Annotated in this window: 18 protein-coding genes; 5 read left to right on the top strand and 13 right to left on the bottom strand. The window is 38.9% G+C overall.

The window, feature by feature from the left end; genetic code table 11:
• Window positions 1-96 precede the first annotated feature (96 nt).
• The 3 genes from BN6556_RS13845 (at window position 97) to BN6556_RS13835 (ending at window position 3,393) form a co-directional block, all read left to right on the top strand.
• Window positions 97-1,029, top strand: coding sequence for an FMN-binding protein (locus BN6556_RS13845; RefSeq protein ID WP_235817530.1), 933 nt, complete (start codon window positions 97-99; stop codon window positions 1,027-1,029).
• Between the two features lie 273 nt (window positions 1,030-1,302).
• Window positions 1,303-2,463 (top strand): DUF418 domain-containing protein, encoded by a 1,161-nt coding sequence (locus tag BN6556_RS13840; RefSeq protein ID WP_066192517.1) that lies wholly within the window; start codon window positions 1,303-1,305, stop codon window positions 2,461-2,463.
• Between the two features lie 141 nt (window positions 2,464-2,604).
• Window positions 2,605-3,393 (top strand): helix-turn-helix transcriptional regulator, encoded by a 789-nt coding sequence (locus BN6556_RS13835; protein WP_078060103.1) that lies wholly within the window; start codon window positions 2,605-2,607, stop codon window positions 3,391-3,393.
• 61 nt (window positions 3,394-3,454) lie between these two features.
• On the opposite strand, the gene BN6556_RS13830 is transcribed toward BN6556_RS13835, so the two are convergent.
• From BN6556_RS13830 to BN6556_RS13820, 3 genes are all read right to left on the bottom strand, one after another.
• A complete protein-coding gene (locus BN6556_RS13830) occupies window positions 3,455-4,165 on the bottom strand; it encodes a DUF998 domain-containing protein (RefSeq protein ID WP_066192514.1) in 711 nt (236 codons plus the stop codon).
• Window positions 4,166-4,283: 118 nt separating this feature from the next.
• Complete coding sequence (locus BN6556_RS13825) at window positions 4,284-4,868, bottom strand: TetR/AcrR family transcriptional regulator (protein WP_066196393.1); 585 nt, start codon at window positions 4,866-4,868, stop codon at window positions 4,284-4,286.
• Window positions 4,869-4,876: 8 nt separating this feature from the next.
• Window positions 4,877-5,626, bottom strand: a complete 750-nt coding sequence (locus BN6556_RS13820; protein WP_066192512.1) for an alpha/beta fold hydrolase — start codon at window positions 5,624-5,626, stop codon at window positions 4,877-4,879.
• 286 nt (window positions 5,627-5,912) lie between these two features.
• Between BN6556_RS13820 and BN6556_RS13815 the strand changes: the two genes are divergently transcribed.
• Together BN6556_RS13815 and BN6556_RS13810 are read left to right on the top strand one after the other, a co-directional pair.
• The gene (locus BN6556_RS13815) at window positions 5,913-6,473 is read left to right on the top strand and encodes a TetR/AcrR family transcriptional regulator (protein ID WP_066192510.1); all 561 of its coding nucleotides are present in this window, start codon (window positions 5,913-5,915) and stop codon (window positions 6,471-6,473) included.
• Window positions 6,474-6,579: 106 nt separating this feature from the next.
• On the top strand, window positions 6,580-7,173 hold the full coding sequence (locus BN6556_RS13810; protein ID WP_066192507.1) for a GNAT family N-acetyltransferase: 594 nt from the start codon (window positions 6,580-6,582) through the stop codon (window positions 7,171-7,173).
• Window positions 7,174-8,080: 907 nt separating this feature from the next.
• Here the strand turns inward: BN6556_RS13810 and BN6556_RS13805 are convergent.
• The 10 genes from BN6556_RS13805 to sufC form a co-directional block, all read right to left on the bottom strand.
• Window positions 8,081-8,866 carry a hypothetical protein gene (locus BN6556_RS13805; protein ID WP_066192505.1) on the bottom strand — a complete coding sequence of 262 codons (786 nt, stop codon included), beginning with the start codon at window positions 8,864-8,866 and terminating at the stop codon, window positions 8,081-8,083.
• 21 nt (window positions 8,867-8,887) lie between these two features.
• Window positions 8,888-9,058, bottom strand: coding sequence for a hypothetical protein (locus BN6556_RS22160; protein WP_161485712.1), 171 nt, complete (start codon window positions 9,056-9,058; stop codon window positions 8,888-8,890).
• 84 nt (window positions 9,059-9,142) lie between these two features.
• Entirely contained in the window at window positions 9,143-9,616 is a 474-nt protein-coding gene (locus BN6556_RS13800) for an SMI1/KNR4 family protein (protein ID WP_066192502.1), read from the bottom strand.
• Window positions 9,617-9,770: 154 nt separating this feature from the next.
• Entirely contained in the window at window positions 9,771-10,145 is a 375-nt protein-coding gene (locus tag BN6556_RS13795; protein WP_066192500.1) for a hypothetical protein, read from the bottom strand.
• A gap of 579 nt (window positions 10,146-10,724) precedes the next feature.
• Window positions 10,725-11,702 carry a TraB/GumN family protein gene (locus BN6556_RS13790; RefSeq protein WP_078060102.1) on the bottom strand — a complete coding sequence of 326 codons (978 nt, stop codon included), beginning with the start codon at window positions 11,700-11,702 and terminating at the stop codon, window positions 10,725-10,727.
• 547 nt (window positions 11,703-12,249) lie between these two features.
• On the bottom strand, window positions 12,250-13,647 hold the full coding sequence (sufB, locus tag BN6556_RS13785; RefSeq protein WP_066192499.1) for a Fe-S cluster assembly protein SufB: 1,398 nt from the start codon (window positions 13,645-13,647) through the stop codon (window positions 12,250-12,252).
• Window positions 13,648-13,679: 32 nt separating this feature from the next.
• Window positions 13,680-14,132 (bottom strand): Fe-S cluster assembly sulfur transfer protein SufU, encoded by a 453-nt coding sequence (sufU, locus tag BN6556_RS13780; protein ID WP_066192498.1) that lies wholly within the window; start codon window positions 14,130-14,132, stop codon window positions 13,680-13,682.
• Window positions 14,122-15,342 (bottom strand): cysteine desulfurase, encoded by a 1,221-nt coding sequence (locus BN6556_RS13775; RefSeq protein WP_066192497.1) that lies wholly within the window; start codon window positions 15,340-15,342, stop codon window positions 14,122-14,124. The genes sufU and BN6556_RS13775 overlap by 11 nt, the downstream gene beginning before the upstream one ends.
• Complete coding sequence (gene sufD, locus BN6556_RS13770) at window positions 15,342-16,649, bottom strand: Fe-S cluster assembly protein SufD (protein WP_066192495.1); 1,308 nt, start codon at window positions 16,647-16,649, stop codon at window positions 15,342-15,344. The genes BN6556_RS13775 and sufD overlap by 1 nt, the downstream gene beginning before the upstream one ends.
• 15 nt (window positions 16,650-16,664) lie before the next feature.
• Window positions 16,665-17,450: a Fe-S cluster assembly ATPase SufC gene (sufC, locus tag BN6556_RS13765; RefSeq protein ID WP_066196387.1), complete on the bottom strand. Its 786-nt coding sequence runs from the start codon at window positions 17,448-17,450 to the stop codon at window positions 16,665-16,667.
• Window positions 17,451-17,743: the final 293 nt, after the last annotated feature.

Raw genomic sequence — 17,743 nt, 5'->3', positions numbered from 1 at the left:
TGTGAAATATTTAACTTTAATATAGCATTTATATTAGCGATCATTTATAATGGAATTGTGAAAGATTGAACAAAATTTTTAAAAAGAAATGGGGCGATGATGTTGAAAAGAAAAAAAGGGTTTCTGTTCCTAATCAGTGCACTCTTCTTTGTTCTCGTAATGGCTGGCTGTGGCTCTGACACAGAGGATGCAGATGGTTCAGAAAATGAGGAGAGCGGTAATAACACAACAGAAACAGAGGAAACACCAGAAGTTGAGGCAGAACCAGGAGAATACGAAGATGGTATTTATTTTGCAGAAGAAGATGGCTTTTCCGAGGATAGCGGCTGGAAATATACCGCTACATTAGAAGTAGAAGACGGCTCCATCGTGTCTGCTGACTGGAATGGCGCCAATATAGCAGGCGGTGATGATAAAGATACCGTTTCCGCTAATGGTGAATATGGAATGGTAGAAAATAGTGACGCTGAATTAGAGTGGCATGAGCAAGCAGAATTAGCTGAAGAATATTTATTAGAAATACAAGATCCAGCTGCTATTGAATATTCTGATGATGAAGGGCACACCGACGCAATTTCAGGCGTTTCCATTCATGTCGTTGAATTCTTTGACCTTGCCCAACAAGCACTAAATAATGGACCTGTGGGCAGAGGTGACTATACTGACGGTGCTTACCATGCAGAACAAGCCGATTTTGATCCTGATTCAGGGTGGAAGTATACTGCTGATTTAACGGTAATTGATGGCTATATTGTAGCTGCTGATTGGAATGGAGTGCATACTGATGGTGGCGATAATAAAGACACCGTTTCCGCTAATGGTGAATATGGAATGGTAGAAAATAGTGACGCTGAATTAGAATGGCATGAACAAGCAGAGTTAGCAGAAGCACATTTACTAGAAACACAAGATCCAACAGATATCGAATATACCGATGATGAAGGACACACGGATGCCATCTCTGGCGTATCCATCCATGTTAGTGAGTTCTTTGACTTAGCAGAAGAAGCGTTGGCAGACGCACAATAAAATAATTGACAATTTAAAACAAGTATAAAAAGACTGCTACACACGATTAAAGCAGTCTTTTTTATTTTGATTAAATGCACTTTTCTTTCCCCTGTATAAAAATATTCCCTTTAAAACTATCAAATTGTCCTAAAAAGTACTTGACAAGAAAGATACTTGATGATAATTTTTGGTTATGTAACCAAAAATATAATTAATCAAACAATTTTTTATATTACCTAAACAACAAATTAATTGGACAATCATAATAGCAATTGAAAAGGAGGAAGGTTCATGGTCGAGACAAAAACCGCTAAAACAATGCACGCCAAACGTGCACTATCCCTAGATCTTGCACGAGGACTGATGCTCTTTTTGATTATCCTCTCGCATATTCCATTGTTCTTATATACTATCGAACCTGGTGTGATAACCAAAGTGGCTGGCAGTACAGCCTTGGATCACATCTTAAATGTATTAATGGAAATAATGGTAGATAATCGTGCACGCCCCTTATTTGCCATATTGTTCGGTTATGGACTCTCCATGATTTACCGTAAACAAACAGAAAGAAATGGAACAAATGAAGCCAAACGCATCATCAAACGGCGTTGCTGGTATTTGATATTATTTGGTGCAGTCCTCGCAGGTGTTGCAGGCGGTCAGGATATCTTAATGACTTATGGTATTGCCGGACTTTTGTTGACCCCTAGCTTGAAAAAGGCTCATACTAAGATAAAAAAGTATACCCTTATTTCTACCATGATATGTCTTGTATATATCCCTTTTTTATGGGGCGGCATAATCGCAGAAAATCAATCCTATGGGTTACCAATAGCATTAACCGGTCAGGAAACCTACTTCGATACCATACTGGAGCGGGTGGTTTCGATCCCTATTATTCCACTGTTCACCCATATCACCTTTCCCATTATACCTTCTGTACTAATGGGGATTTGGTTAGGGAACATCAACATCTTGACAGAACAGCAGCAGCATATCAAACGATTAAAGCTGCTAACCATTAGTGGCTTAACGATTTCACTTGCAGGCGCTATTCCACTTGTACTAATCAATGATGTTTGGTTTCCTTCTCTATTCACTGCAGGATTTGCTTATGGCCTTCATATTATCACAGGTTTTGCAGGAGGGCTTGGCTATGCAGCACTATTTGGACTGCTTGGAATCTTTATTAAAAAACAAGGAGTGATGATACAAGCCATCGCAGCGATGGGCAAACGATCGTTAACGTTTTTTGTTATTCATGAGGTGTTGACAGTTATGCTTCTCTCCCCTATTGGCTTCGATTTAGGGTCCTCCTTAACAGTCACCACTTCTGTAATGGTTGGCATCCTGATGTGGCTCTTTACTTTATCCATTGCATACTTGATGGAACAACGTCACATAGCAGGGCCGCTGGAGAGCTATATTCGCTATTTGATTTATAAAAAATAGAAAACGCATCAAATCGCCTATTATTTGTTTTTAGGTTGACAAAAATGATAGTGATAAATCGATGCAAAATCATATAAAAATCAAAAATCATCATAGATTTTTTCCTTTTTTGCGTTATACTCGTAACCAAGGGAGGGATTTATGATGTTAATACCAGATAAAACGATTCAGGATTCTATTGTATATATACAGCAAAATTTGGATAAGGACCTAACACTCACATCACTTGCTAAACAGGCAGCCTATAGTCCCTATCATTTTTCCCGTATGTTCAAAGGACAAGTTGGGGTATCTCCCATCTATTTTATTTCCAGCTTACGACTCCAGCTTGCCAAAAAATTATTGTTAGACACTTCATTCCCCATTCGTGATATCGGTCTTGAAATCGGACAGCAAAGTCTCGGTACCTTTTCCACGCGCTTTACGAAAAGTATCGGCATGACACCCGCTTCATTTCGTTCGTCTGTTCAGCATCCCGAACGGTATATGACAGACTTAAAACAAGGCAAATGGCAACACAGGCAAATAAACGCTTATTCTGAGCGGCAAGTATCCGGAACCATTCAGACATCGCAAGCTTTTCATGGCATTATTTTTGTAGGTCTTTTCCCTAAACCGATTCCAGAAGGACTTCCCATCCGCGGCACCTTACTAACGCAGACGGATTATTTTCAGATAACCAATATCCCTGTTGGTACTTATTTTATCATGGCAACGGCTGTATCATGGGAAACAAATGCCGAATCTATTCTTATTCCGCATGAAACATTACGCGCCCGTCACCTAGAGCCCATTTGTATCGATAAAAAACTACCTGTACCTGATATCCATCTGATCATGAGGAAACCAGAAATCACAGATCCACCAATTCTTATCTCTTTACCGTTGTTAATGAAGCATTTTCTGCAGCGATCCTCTATTTCCCATTAACGATAGAAATAACAGGGATGCACCACCGTGGGTTCATTGGCACATCCCTACTTTTGCTTTCTCAATGTTTTCTCCAGAAAATAATAGCTGTTACCGTTAACCACCAATAGACAGAGCCATACAATATACGCTGCAGCAATCCACCTGGAATATCCGTGAATACCGGCTGCAAGAATAGCATGAAAAGCGTCCCCATAGTCACCACGGTACAAACAATGGTCCACCAAGCTATGTAAGGCATTTTTTTATAGGTAACCTTACTGATTAGAATCATAGCGGGAATCTGCACTACCATCCCAGGAAGCGCACTCAGTGTATGCCAATAAAAGTTCACATCTGCAGGAATGATACCTGAAATCCCATAGCTTATTCCAAAAATTCCAATAAAAACGGTTGCCACTTTAGATGACCTAGCTTTCGGCCATAAAGGGTAAAGAAGAACCGCCCCTACCAAAATTGACAGACCAGTTAGAAAAAAAGTCCAGTTCATTAGCCAATGATAGGGTGAACAAATATCGTACGAGGCAAGTTCATATGTGTCCGTTCCACAAGCAGTTACCCCTAGGTCACTCATCGGTTGTTTCAGAAAATCATAGGGTACGGTCGTTGCACGAATAACGATTACTTCTATTACAAAATACGCACTTAGTGCCACCCAGCTAATCAAGCCAATGAGAACCGAACCTTTCGTTGGTTTACGCAATAAAAACAGTGTTAATATGGCTATCATGGCAACAAGTATCATTAATCCTGCATGGAATCCATCATTCATGTTATCCTATCCCCACTTCCCTGTTTTTTATCATTTGATAAGCATATCAAATCTCACACGTTGATCTCAATTGCATTCATTTCATTCATTCGACTTATGCATTTCGTTACCTATTAAACTAGCGACAAAACTCGTCAATGATTTGCTGTTTTATTTCATTTATAGGGAATTGCTGCGGATACGTAGCTATCATCAACATAATCCCTTGAAGCGTGGAAGAAAAGTATAGCGATCGTTTCCGCGCTTCCTGCACACCCAGCCTTTCAAAAATCTCACATTGAAACTCAAACTGTCTTGCGTTCTCTTCGACAAGAAAACGACTGTATGGAAGCAGCTCCTGATCTGCTTCTGGTTGTGTTTGCAAATGAAGATAGAAACGGAATACTTCTGGATTGCTGAAGACATTATCAATAGCCCCTGCAATAATATACTCAAGCTGTCGTTCCGGAGTTTCCATGTTCTGAGCTTGTTCCATCACTTCCACCATATCTGCCACTCTTCTATCCACCATGGTCGCCAGCAGTTCAGTTTTTCCCTTAAAATAATTATAAAGCAATCCCTTAGATATGCTAGCATGTTCGGCAATCTTGCTGATAGAAGTCGCGTGATACCCCTGCTCTATAAATAATTCCATAGCAGCTGTCAAAATTCTCTCTTTCGCTAATTGACGTATACGCTCATTTTCCTGTGCTGTTCTTGGCATAGCAGTCATCAATCCTCCAAAAATTCTGTTATATGGCGATATAAATCCTCTGAATGGGTTAAGGGAACCATATGATCTGCACCAGAAATGTCAACGATCCGAGCATTTGTTTCTTTCCGGAAATAATCAGCCACACGGAGATTATCGAGTAATTCTTCCGTACCTATGATAAATAGCGTGTTAACGACCAATTCGTTCAGCCGCTTCACTGCCGGAGGAGCTGGCCAAATCAATTCAAAACCTGGCCACTGAAATGTTCGTTTGATATGATGTCGCAGCATTTCATCTACTAGTTCTTTATGAGGGCTGGCTTGAACGACACGATAGGAGGCTGCACTTTGTGACACTTCCATCATTTTTTCCACATTCGGTGCCACCGCATTTATGTTATTCATATAGTCTAAGAAATCAGCAGAGTAGTCAAATCCAGTTAATGCTGGTGCGATAACAATTAGTGCGGAAACATATTCGGGATACTCCAAAGAAAAGTCTGTAGCCACTTGTCCTCCCATCGAATGTCCGACTAACACAGCCTTATGAATCTGTAAGTGATCCAGAAGCGCTTTCAAATCTTCCACATAGTTTACATCACCAGTTGGATCTGGTGACTTTCCCGCTCCACGGCCGTCATAACTAACCACCATATAATGTTTGGCTAAAAGGGGAGCAATAAACGTCCAATCTCGTAAATCAGCACCCCCACTGTGAAGTAAAATAACCGGTTGCCCACTACCAGCAACTTCGTAATGCAGATCCATTTCTATCTCCTCCTATGCTTTTGCTAACTATTTGTCTTCATCTTACTATTGAATGACCGATTAGTCAATGATAAATGTATGATCATTCAGTATACATTATTTCATTTTCTGATTATTGATATGTACCCTACTAAACACCTAAAAAGTGACTTGTGTGGTTTTCTACTCATCTCCACTATCAAAAATGCTTAAAAAGTGACTTGCACCCCTGTTATCTATCAGGTATACTAATACTCGAAACAAAAAAACTAAATTGGTTTAATTAGTTTTCGGAAAGGAAGTTATTATGGAACAACGTATAATCCAAGGATTCGCGGAAGAATTAAAGAAAAGTGGCATAAAATTTACAATGGATGATCTTGCTCGTCATTTAGGTATTAGTAAACGTACGTTATATGAGCATTTTTCATCTAAAGCAGATATTTTGGATGCACTAATCGAAGACTCTTTTTCTGAAGTTGATAAGAGAAACGAATTAATTTTGCAAAACGATGCTATCCCAGTAACCGAGAAGATTAAACAAGTTATCATAAGTTTACCTACTCACATCGAACTTGTTGATCGCCCTACATTAGAACAAATTAAACGTTCTTTCCCAAAACAATGGGAGAAACTATCCAAAATGTACACCAAAGACTGGGATGAAATGAATACTTTAATTGATCAAGCTATTCGTGAAGGGATTATCGTCAATAAAAACCCTGCCTTGATTGTAAAAATGATCAGAGGGGCAATTGAAACTGCTCAAGATCAGCAGTTCTATATCGTAAATGACATTTCCATTACGGAAGCTTTATCGCAAATGACAGATATCATCTTATATGGATTAATTTCTAAAAAAAAATAAAAAGTTCGATTTATTTTTTTAAAAAAACTAATAAAACCATAATAGTTTTATAATTAACAAATAAAATTACAAGCTTGGTATGATATCCAGCGAAGGAGAGAAAAAAATGCAAAAGACTGCCATTGAAGTGAAGCAAATGAAGGATTTTGACAGCGACGTAAGAAGAGAAGCCGCTGAAGTGTTTGTGGATGGTTATAAAAAAGAATTGGGTTTTTTCTCAAAAGACCGTAAAAACTTAGTCGATGCTTTTCAAAAAATGATAAATCCAGAGGTTTTCTATCTTGCTTTATTAAATAGAGAAATAGTAGGTATACTTGCTTGTTCTAATGATAAGGAGCGCGGACTCAACATTGATCGAAATATATTGAAAAGACACTTTGGTCTTGTGAAGGGGAACTTGGGCTATCGCTTCATGAAAGACGATTTTAATAAAAAACTTCCGTATAAAGATAGTACGGGATATATTGAATGTGTTGCCACTTCTGTAAAGGCTCGAGGAAAAGGAGTTTCTACAGCTTTATTTCAGCATGTTTTATACCATACTGCTTATCATCACTTTATTTTAGAAGTGATCGATACGAATAAAATAGCGTATCAGATGTATGTCAAACTGGGATTTAGCGAGATGGAAAGGAAGCAGGAGAGATTTTCTTCTTTTAAAGGGTTTAAGGAGCGTATTTATATGAAGCTGGAAGTGTAAACTTTATAGTGATAGATATTTCTTTGTGATGGATGATGTTAATTGAAAAAGAGACTAATAATTCCCGTTTATATGTGAAACAAAATCGGGTCTCATACCTTCGAAAGCTGGTATGAGAATCTTTCATTATAGCTAGCACTGATTTACAGAGGTTGAATTCACTTCCAGGTTGACGATATGCATAGTAAATAGCATTTATTTTTGCTATTGGTATAAATCCATGGACGGTGTTGAAAACGAAGAAGCACTTAGCTTATAAAATTTACGATAACGTAAAATTAGAAAAAAGGCTTTCAGCAAGATTCGTTCCTATACCAATTAAACATATGGCCATGCGTTATGGGTTTCAACACGCAGGTAAAGTAAAAACAATGACGCTTACAAATATGGGACGTATACAACTCCCCCCCCCACCCATGAGTATACATGTGGAACGAGTGGAAGCAGTGATGTATCCGACGCACATATATAATAAATGAAATTACGCTTGTGAATAGATAGGACTCTCCAAATGATTTATAATAGGGGGCTTATTTTTTATTTGTACAAAGTCAAGTTCCGACAGTATTTTTTGAAGATATTTTTCTTAAATTAATAATACAAATTCACGATAAACCGGGCTTTCAAACAAGGGATAAAAAGACAACGTTGTCGAGCTTACGAATGCCAAAAAACATGATTGAGGTTATATAGATGATGAACGGTTTGATCACATAACACAAGAAGGTTATTTCTCTACTTCCGATTACGTGAAAATGCGGTCACTCGTACACTTGAAATATTCCCCTTCTCACAGCCATAAACACATCCAAAGTTTAATCAAAAATTAAGTATAACAACGGCTAGCAAGTTCACCCAACTATATCGACGGGTACATGTCTATTTTAGTATGCAGAAGTTGATATAGTTAGCTTACCATATTTTCATTTTCATCTCGAAATGGTTTTATTTCTCCGCTTGGTTCAAAATTAAAACTATCGAAGCGATATTTGCAATACAAGATGACTAATTGCTCCTGCAAGACAAAGATCATCGTATAAAATATTCCCATACCTAACACAGCGATGAAAATAGAATCCACTTGAATATAATCAAAATGCCGGGCTATGTATTGAATAATATACAATGCCATTAAACCACCGAAGATGCCTATTGATATAAGTGACTTCTTTTCCAAATGTACTCTTGATTTATCCTTCTTTGAACCTTTTCTGTATTGGCCTTTTTTTAACAGAATAGAAAAACGCACGCAAGTTGCTACAAATACCAAAACACCTAATAACAACGTAATAAAGGTAAAGATGAGTAAAGAGCTATTCGAAGCATTACTCTCTGCAGCAATAAATATCGTCATTAAATAAGCAGGGATGGTAAACAAATTTTGGGACGCTACGATAAATACTGCATATTGCAGATTCTCATTCCTCTTATACACTACAGGCACAGCAAAAATGATAGATGAGAGAATCATAGTAACCTGTATAGCGAAGCAGACGAACAATATCTGTTTTTGATAAGGATACGGAAAATCCTGCCCCCATCCTAATACGACATAAAGGATGACATACATGAAAACCGCCAGAGGTATGGCCAATAATAATGTTCCACTATTTGCTTTTGGGCTTTGCCTTCCAGATTCCAGAGGCCCTCTTAACACTTGAAAATCTTTTTCTTCTAACTTACGCAAACGCATGTTTTCTTTCCTTCTTCCATCTCATTCATCTATTGATTGGGATAATTGATTTCCCACACATTTATTTTCCATCTGCTGTTTTATTTCCTTATGCCATGCCTCAAATATATCAGCTTCAGACGTAACATATTCTAAAGCAGCAGCGACCATATCACTTTGTAATTCTGAAAAACTATCTTCCAAACTTTTCATTATTGTCCACTTATTTATGGGTAAAAGCACTTATTGCTTTACTTGATTCATTTAAAACCATTTTTGTGCGTTTTCAAATAATATTTATGCTGTCAAGCTATTTAGAAACGCTGCAAAATTATTACTTATCGTATACGTTACTGGTTGTAAATTGGAAGATGCCTCATGACTCCAAACGCATACACTTGGCTCTTCCACATTGTCGGTATAGTCTAAACAAACAAAGTCACCTGCAAATAAAGCAAGTATTGGCAGCAATTCCGCACCTACTACATTTTCATCAAACACGATTCTCTCATCTAATTGTGTTCGGACTACTCCTATATCGTAATACTCATCATCGTTTTCTCCACTAACTTGTAATATACACAAAAACCTGTCCAGTGCATAAAGATGATTATGACAAGTAAAACGATCTTTGATAGGAATGCCGCCGTTATATTTTTTTATAAATTCTTTGTACGCTTCTGGCAAATGGATTCTCCATTTACTTTCTTTTTCAGCCAGTAACATATCATCTGGTAGTGGATAAATGATTGATTCAGCCTTACATACCATTACAATACCTCTCTATCTTATGATTTCGAAACACCAGCCAACCTATCTTTTGTCTTTTCAAGATTAAAGTGGATTTATTCGCCACCACAAGGTATTTGGTGCTAATTGGCTTATTTTAAAACATTTACACTTGCACAATGTCTATGTATCTTTCTCACTCTTCCATTATTTCTAGAGCGAACCAATTTTTAACCCCATAAATCATGGTCGCAATCACACTGACTAAGCCTATTCCAATAACAATCACATGGTTTATCATTCCCCCAATAAAGATAAAAGCCAGCGAAATAATAAACAATAACACCGCCATTGTATTTATTTTTATTTCTATCCTTACTGGATCTTTTACTTCTTTTTCTGGGCTTCCAAAAAACGATTGTTTCGCCTGAATCTTTGTGGAATCCTTCGTTGAATCAATGATGCATTCTTCATTATTGCTTAATTTACTCGTTTGCTGGCCATCTACGGACAATGACACCTTCATCGCGCCACCCAGCATGCCCGTGTTTCTTTTCACTTTTATACTCATTTTTATTACTCCTTACCTATTATTTTTTCTAGTAAGTGTTAAAGCACCGTGATAAAGATACTTTATTTCCCAGTAAATATCGCTTCTCTTCTTAATCAGCCAAATAGTATGAGACCTTTACCAACCACTCAAAATAGATACGGAACTACCGATAAGATGGATTATGTGAAGTGGTATTTTTTTCATATAGTGAGTCTGACCGTTTGATTGTACTAGACGAGCGCTACGGGAATAGGTTCCGCTAGAAAGACGTACACAACGGTCGTTACTGCAAGGATGAAGAATTCTTGGTACATAAACAGGATGGTAACGAAAGGAGAAAATCGTTAACTTATAAGAGCCATAACGTAGGATCAAATCGTTCTCAGAAAGAGGTTATCCGGTTTTGGACCAAACACCAAATACAGCATTTAAAACATTTGCCAGATTGATAATAAGCGACAAAATAGCTATGATAATAGCCTTTTTTAAACACACCATTCAACACCCCTATTTGTTTACCACGAAAATAGGATGAGAAAATATCCGCAAGCTTATATACACTTACGAAATGAAGCACCTCACTGTCGCCAATTCGGTTTAATACACACGCTCCACTTCATAGCCCTTGTCCTCCAGCTCCGTCAATATACTCGGATCCACTGTCAAATGGGCTGTTCCGACAAACACAAAATAAATTTGACCATTATCTTCTTGCAAAATCTCATCAAGACGATTTGCCATATCGACATTGCGCTTATCATTTAACTCTTCCATATACTCATCATTAATTTCCGCTTCATTGTCAGCATCGGACAATATTTCGATCTCTCCCTCCAACCAGGCATCAGCTAGCTCTTCCATTTCATCCGCAGCATTTTCATAGCCGTCCAACGCTAACTCTAATGTTTGTATTTGTGTTTCCATCGAATATCCACTGAGCATTTCGTATTGTTCTTCTGCACTCTCTAAAGAAACAATCTCTTTTCCTTCCTTCGTTGCTTTTTCTAGAAAATACAAATCCACAGCGTCTTGTGCGTTTACATCACTGCTCATAATGGTAAATTGAAGCAGCGTCATTTCTACAAACCATGGTTGATATCCATTGACGGCTTCTACATCCATCCCATTGCTTTCAAGAATTCCCTCCAACTCCGCATAGGTCTCCTCTGGAAGCACCTCGTCCAAGGTGGTATCATCTTCGAATGTGGCATATTCCATGATTTCTTGTTGAGGAGGCGTTTCTTCCAACAAGTTAAACTCCGGCAATACCACATCCGCACGATCAAAGGCTTCTTCAATCGCTGGGTCCAGTGGATAAAAATCATCATTGCCTAAATGAATTGTCCCTTGTAAGTACATTTCAGTATCACCAGATTCCACCTTCCACAAGAACCCTCCATTCCCTTCCCCGCTCTCTTCGTTATGATCTGTTTCCTCTATTGCATCCTGATCCTGCGCTTCTGTTACAGATTCATCCTGGGTGCCCTCCGTTTCAGGCGCATCGTCTTCCGTGCTGCATGCTCCAAGCACAGATGCAAACAGGAAGATAAATAATGCTAATACTATTTGCTTCATCTAATCCCTCCACAATTAATTTGAAAATGAGGTGTAATCCTTTTGTTGATTTACCATAACTCTACTATACAAAAGATAAGAAGTCATATGAAAGAATTCCATTCAAAAGAATGAACAAGAAAAAATACTGGTAACGGAATATGCATGCAGCTGGAGGGCAGCGGTAGAAGAACATATAAAAAATGCGGAGTATGATTCGTTAACGAAAGTGGAATTACCCAGCGTAGAAGCAATTAAAAAACGTGTACTTAGTTTGATCCATTCGTATAAATGGATCAAGAGCGCCTATCCGATCCATGAGAAATTATTTCATTCCACTTATATCATCAAAAGAAGATGCTGACTACCGATAAGGCGGGATGATATTAAGTAGACCACTTTACTCTAAGGCATAGAGGGACTCGTTACGTTACATCATCCAACTTATCGGTATCGCGATTCGTTCCAGGTCAAAATCGGTCCACACCCTATCATACCAAGACTGTTATACTTTTATGAAAAATAAAAAAAGTGACCTCCGCAGAAGTCACTTTTTTATTTTTTATTTTTATCCGATGCTTCCTTCCATTTCGAAGGATATGAGCCTATTCATCTCAACCGCATATTCCATTGGCAACTCTTTCGTAAATGGTTCAATAAAGCCCATTACGATCATTTCGGTTGCTTCTTGTTCAGAAATACCACGGCTCATCAAGTAGAATAACTGCTCTTCCGATACCTTAGAAACTTTGGCTTCGTGTTCTAACGAGATGTTCTCGTTTAAAATTTCGTTGTAAGGAATCGTATCCGATGTGGATTTGTTATCCATAATTAACGTATCACATTCGATATTGGAACGTGCATTATCTGCTTTACGTCCAAAGTGAACCATACCAAGATAGGTTACTTTACCACCTTGTTTTGAAATGGACTTCGATACGATCGTTGAAGATGTGTTAGGCGCCAAATGGTGCATTTTTGCTCCGGCATGCTGATGTTGCCCTTTACCTGCTAATGCAATGGAAAGCGTGTTTCCACGTGCACCTTCTCCTGTAAGAAGAATAGATGGGTATTTCATCGTCAGCTTAGAGCCAATGTTCCCATCAATCCATTCCATTGTTGCATTAGCGTCACAAGTAGCACGCTTGGTTACCAAGTTATATACATTGTTTGCCCAGTTTTGGATCGTTGTATAACGGCAATAAGCGTCCTTTTTAACAAAGATTTCTACAACAGCACTGTGAAGGGAATTGGTTGTATACGTTGGCGCTGTACAACCTTCTACATAATGGACTGATGCACCTTCATCAACAATAATAAGCGTACGCTCAAATTGTCCCATGTTTTCCGAATTAATTCGAAAGTAGGCTTGCAATGGTGTTTCAGCTTTCACGCCTTTTGGTACATAGATGAAAGAACCACCAGACCATACCGCCGTATTCAAGGCCGCAAATTTATTATCTGCTGACGGAATAACCTTACCAAAGTATTCTTTAAACAAGTCTTCATTTTCCTTTAATGCTGTATCGGTATCTTTAAAGACAATACCCAATTCTTCTAAATCTTCTTTTAAGTTGTGGTAAACCACTTCTGATTCGTATTGAGCCGATACACCTGCTAGATATTTCTGTTCCGCTTCTGGTATACCTAATTTATCAAAGGTTTGTTTGATTTCATCAGGTACTTCATCCCAAGAACGCTCGGAACGTTCGGACGGTTTTACGTAATACGTAATTTCATCAAAATCTAGTTCAGAAAGGTCACCACCCCATTGTGGCATTGGCTTTTTATAGAATTGATCCAAAGCCTTCAAGCGTTTATTTAACATCCACTCTGGCTCTTCTTTCATTCGGGAAATCTCTTCAACAATATTTCGTGTTAACCCCTTTTCGGTCCGAAAGATCGAGATATCCTTATCATGAAAGCCATATTTATATTCACTTATTTCAGGTGCTTGCTTAGCCATATGATTACCTCCTATTAATGGATTTCCGTTGACTATTCTTGCTTTTCCTCTTCATTAGCGGCTGCGGCCTTCTCCATTGCCTTCCATGCTAATGTTGCACACTTGATTCTTGCAGGAAACTTAGAAACACCTTGCAATGCCTCGATATCTCCCAAATCAACATCCACGTCATCCAGTTCTTCACCTAACATCATCTTCGAGAAAACCGTAGACATTTCCACTGCTTCGTCTAATGTTTTCCCTTTTACTGCTTGCGTCATCATCGAAGCTGATGACATGCTTATTGAACAACCTTCCCCTTCAAATTTGGCCTCTTGCACCATGCCACCTTCTATGCGTAAATGCAATTCTATGCGATCACCGCATGTGGGGTTGTTCATATCTATTGTAACAGATTCATCCGCTAAAGTTCCACGGTTACGCGGATTCTTATAATGATCCATAATTACTTGTCGGTACAATGTATCTAAATTATCAAAAGACATCGCCGAAATACTCCTTCGCTCGCTTTATTCCATCTACTAAGCGATCAACATCCTGTTCATTGTTGTATAGATAAAAGCTTGCTCGTGCAGTAGCTGTCACATCCAGCCATTTCATTAAAGGCTGCGCACAGTGATGACCCGCCCGAACAGCGACACCTTCAGCATCGAGGACAGTTGCCGTATCATGTGGATGTACTTGATCAATATTAAAAGTCAACAAACCTCCACGACGTTCCGGCCCAAAAATACGCAGTCCATCGATTGCTGAAAGCTGCTCTTGTGCATAGTGCACAAGCTTCTGCTCATGTGCCAGCACATTCTCCATACCAACTTCATCAAGAAAATCGATCGCCGCAGCTAATCCAATGGCACCTGCAATAATCGGTGTCCCTCCTTCAAATTTCCAAGGAAGGTCCTTCCACGTGGCATCGTACAAATCAACAAAGTCAATCATTTCTCCGCCAAATTCTACTGGATCCATTTTTTCAAGCAACTCTTTTTTTCCATACAGGACACCGATGCCGGTAGGTCCACACATTTTATGTCCCGAAAAGGCATAAAAATCACAGTCTATATCTGTAACATCCACTTTCATATGAGGTACACCTTGGGCACCATCTATCACGACAACGGCTCCTTTTTCATGGGCAATAGAGGTGATTTCCTTGACTGGATTAATCGTGCCTAGCACATTAGAAATGTGCGTAACAGCTACGAGTTTCGTCCGATTGGTCAAGGTATTCCGTACCGAATCGAGTGTAATCGTACCATCCGACTCCATCGGAATATACACGAGTTTTGCTCCAGTTGCCTTGGCTACTTGTTGCCATGGAATAATATTGCTATGATGCTCCATCTGAGTTAGTGCAATCTCATCACCCGGTTTTAGGAATAGACGAGCATATCCATATGCTACTGTATTGATGGAAGCAGTGGTTCCACGCGTAAAGATAACTTCTTCGGTAGAACCGGCATGGATAAACTGTCTTACCTTCTCACGGGCGCCTTCATATTGATCCGTCGCCCGTGAACCAAGGGTATGAACGCCACGGTGTACATTGGAATTGTCATTCTTATAGTAAGCCTCCAGCGCCTCTATCACATTTAGTGGCTTCTGTGAGGTGGCTGCTGAATCCAAATAGACCAATGGATGACCATTTACTTCCTGATCCAGGATAGGGAACTGTTGACGAATAGCTTGAATATCCATTAATAAACTTTCCCTTCAATAACCTCTGTCAGTTGATTGCGTACGGCCGTAATTGGTATTTCTGATACTACCGGTGCAAGAAAACCATGAATGATTAAACGCTCTGCCTCTTGTTGAGAAATACCACGGCTCATTAAATAATAAAGCTGAACGGGATCCACTCGTCCTACAGAAGCGGCGTGACCTGCCATGACGTCATCCTCATCAATTAAAAGAATTGGGTTTGCATCGCCACGTGCACCTTTACTTAGCATCAATACTCTTGATTCTTGCTCTGCATTTGCCTTAGAAGCACCGTGTTCAATTTTACCAATGCCATTAAAGATAGCTGAAGCATTATCCTTCATCACACCATGCTGCAAAATAAAACCTTCACTTTGTTTACCGAAATTGACAATTTTCGCTGTATAATTTTGAATTTGATTGCCACGCCCAACAGCAACAGTCTTTGCGTAAGAATAGGAATTATCACCAAGCAAATGGGTAATATTCTCTGAAACGGTGTTACCGTCATTCATTTGACCAAGATTCCATTCAATCCTTGCGTCACGGTAAGCAACACCTCTGCGGTTAATATAGACGGTCGTACCTGCCGCAAAATTATCGACTGAACCGAAATTGACACTCGCATTATCGTGAGCCACTACTTCCGTCACAATATTTGCTACAGCATGCTCTTCTTTATTCTGTGAGATATAGTTTTCTACATACGTTAACGAGCTATTGGCTTCCGCTACTACAATCACATGATTAAAAGTAGCCGCTTCTGGGTCTTCTTGCCAGAAAACAGCCTGTAATGGTTCTTCAATTTGTACATTTTTTGGTACATAAACGAAGACACCACCATTCATTAAGGCCGCATGTAAGGCCGTCATTTTATTTTCATCCACCTGCACAGCGTCTTTCATGTAATAACGCTGTACCAATTCACTATACTCTGTCAAAGCCGTTTGCATATCGGTTAGGATAACACCTTTTTCGGCTAATTCATCGGTTAATGATTGATACGCAATGGATTGATTACGCTGAATCACAATATTCTGATGTTGATTTTCCATATCTAAGAACACCTGGATATCAGACGGAAGTTCTTGGAAGGATGTAATCGTTTCTCCAGCTACATCATGTTTATAATCATCGAAATTCCAACGTTTAAGGCTTGTTTTATCTGGTTTTGGCATATCCAATCCAGCTGCCGATTCAAGGGCTTGTAATCGCAGTTCTTTCATCCATTCTGGTTCATTTCTATTCTCTGAAAATGATCGGATATAGTCCTGATCATAGGGAAGTTTAGTTTCCACAGTCATATGATACCTCCTACCTTACGCTTTTTGTCCTACTGTTTCATCTTCAATTCCGAGTTCTTGCTTAATCCAGTCATAACCTTCTGCTTCCAATCGTTGTGCTAATTCAGGACCACCTGATTTCACAACCTGTCCTTGCATCATCACATGCACCTTATCTGGGGTGATGTAATCAAGCAAACGTTGATAGTGGGTGATGATAAGACAGCCGAAAGACTCATCACGTAATTTGTTAATACCTTTAGAAACTACCTTCAATGCGTCAATATCAAGACCCGAGTCAATTTCATCAAGAATGGCAATTTCCGGTTTAATCATCATCAGTTGAAGAATCTCATTACGTTTCTTTTCCCCGCCGGAGAAGCCTTCGTTCAAATAACGCTGAGCCATGTTTTTATCTATTTCAAGGTAATCCATTGCTTCATCCATTTCTTTAATGAATTTCATTAAAGAAATTTCATCGCCTTCTTCACGTTGAGCGTTAATGGAAGAACGCAAGAAATCAGAGGTAGTTACCCCGCTAATTTCACTTGGATATTGCATAGCCAAGAACAAACCAGCCTTTGCACGTTCATCTACTTCCATTTCCAATACATCTTCACCGTCAAGTAAAACTTGTCCTTGGGTTACTTCATACTTAGGGTGTCCCATGATAGCTGAAGCCAAGGTAGACTTACCTGTACCATTTGGTCCCATTACTGCATGGAACTCTCCGCCATTGATAGTTAGGTTTACACCCTTTAATATTTCCTGACCTTCGATTTCGACATGAAGATCCTTAATTTCTAATGTAGAATTTGCCATATCTAATACCTCCAAAACGATATAATGATAAAATTGAAGTGGAATTACATTCATTCTCACTTTATTCTCATTATAATCTTATACTATTTAGAAACTATTATCAACCATTTACTGTTACATTTTCAAAGCTCACGTTTATGATTATATCATACCTTGAAGGCTTTTATCGAAAGATTGTACCTTCGTTGAGAGTCAGTCACCATAAACCGTTCGATTTTTACAGACTGCCTCTTGGTTTATTCCTTAACATGTACTGAATTTTTGAATGATATGAAATAATCGCCAGTAGCTCC

This window comes from Gracilibacillus timonensis, assembly GCF_900086715.1.
Lineage (GTDB): Bacteria > Bacillota > Bacilli > Bacillales > Amphibacillaceae > Gracilibacillus > Gracilibacillus timonensis.
Note: the sequence above shows the minus strand (reverse complement) of the source record. Positions and strands in the feature narration are given on the sequence as shown.

Coding starts and splice junctions, on each gene's coding strand:
- BN6556_RS13845 (WP_235817530.1), top strand. CDS start 97: ATGATGTTGAAAAGAAAAAAAGGGTTTCTGTTCCTAATCAGTGCACTC.
- BN6556_RS13840 (WP_066192517.1), top strand. CDS start 1,303: ATGGTCGAGACAAAAACCGCTAAAACAATGCACGCCAAACGTGCACTA.
- BN6556_RS13835 (WP_078060103.1), top strand. CDS start 2,605: ATGATGTTAATACCAGATAAAACGATTCAGGATTCTATTGTATATATA.
- BN6556_RS13830 (WP_066192514.1), bottom strand. CDS start 4,165: ATGAATGATGGATTCCATGCAGGATTAATGATACTTGTTGCCATGATA.
- BN6556_RS13825 (WP_066196393.1), bottom strand. CDS start 4,868: ATGCCAAGAACAGCACAGGAAAATGAGCGTATACGTCAATTAGCGAAA.
- BN6556_RS13820 (WP_066192512.1), bottom strand. CDS start 5,626: ATGGATCTGCATTACGAAGTTGCTGGTAGTGGGCAACCGGTTATTTTA.
- BN6556_RS13815 (WP_066192510.1), top strand. CDS start 5,913: ATGGAACAACGTATAATCCAAGGATTCGCGGAAGAATTAAAGAAAAGT.
- BN6556_RS13810 (WP_066192507.1), top strand. CDS start 6,580: ATGCAAAAGACTGCCATTGAAGTGAAGCAAATGAAGGATTTTGACAGC.
- BN6556_RS13805 (WP_066192505.1), bottom strand. CDS start 8,866: ATGCGTTTGCGTAAGTTAGAAGAAAAAGATTTTCAAGTGTTAAGAGGG.
- BN6556_RS22160 (WP_161485712.1), bottom strand. CDS start 9,058: ATGAAAAGTTTGGAAGATAGTTTTTCAGAATTACAAAGTGATATGGTC.
- BN6556_RS13800 (WP_066192502.1), bottom strand. CDS start 9,616: ATGGTATGTAAGGCTGAATCAATCATTTATCCACTACCAGATGATATG.
- BN6556_RS13795 (WP_066192500.1), bottom strand. CDS start 10,145: ATGAGTATAAAAGTGAAAAGAAACACGGGCATGCTGGGTGGCGCGATG.
- BN6556_RS13790 (WP_078060102.1), bottom strand. CDS start 11,702: ATGAAGCAAATAGTATTAGCATTATTTATCTTCCTGTTTGCATCTGTG.
- sufB (WP_066192499.1), bottom strand. CDS start 13,647: ATGGCTAAGCAAGCACCTGAAATAAGTGAATATAAATATGGCTTTCAT.
- sufU (WP_066192498.1), bottom strand. CDS start 14,132: ATGTCTTTTGATAATTTAGATACATTGTACCGACAAGTAATTATGGAT.
- BN6556_RS13775 (WP_066192497.1), bottom strand. CDS start 15,342: ATGGATATTCAAGCTATTCGTCAACAGTTCCCTATCCTGGATCAGGAA.
- sufD (WP_066192495.1), bottom strand. CDS start 16,649: ATGACTGTGGAAACTAAACTTCCCTATGATCAGGACTATATCCGATCA.
- sufC (WP_066196387.1), bottom strand. CDS start 17,450: ATGGCAAATTCTACATTAGAAATTAAGGATCTTCATGTCGAAATCGAA.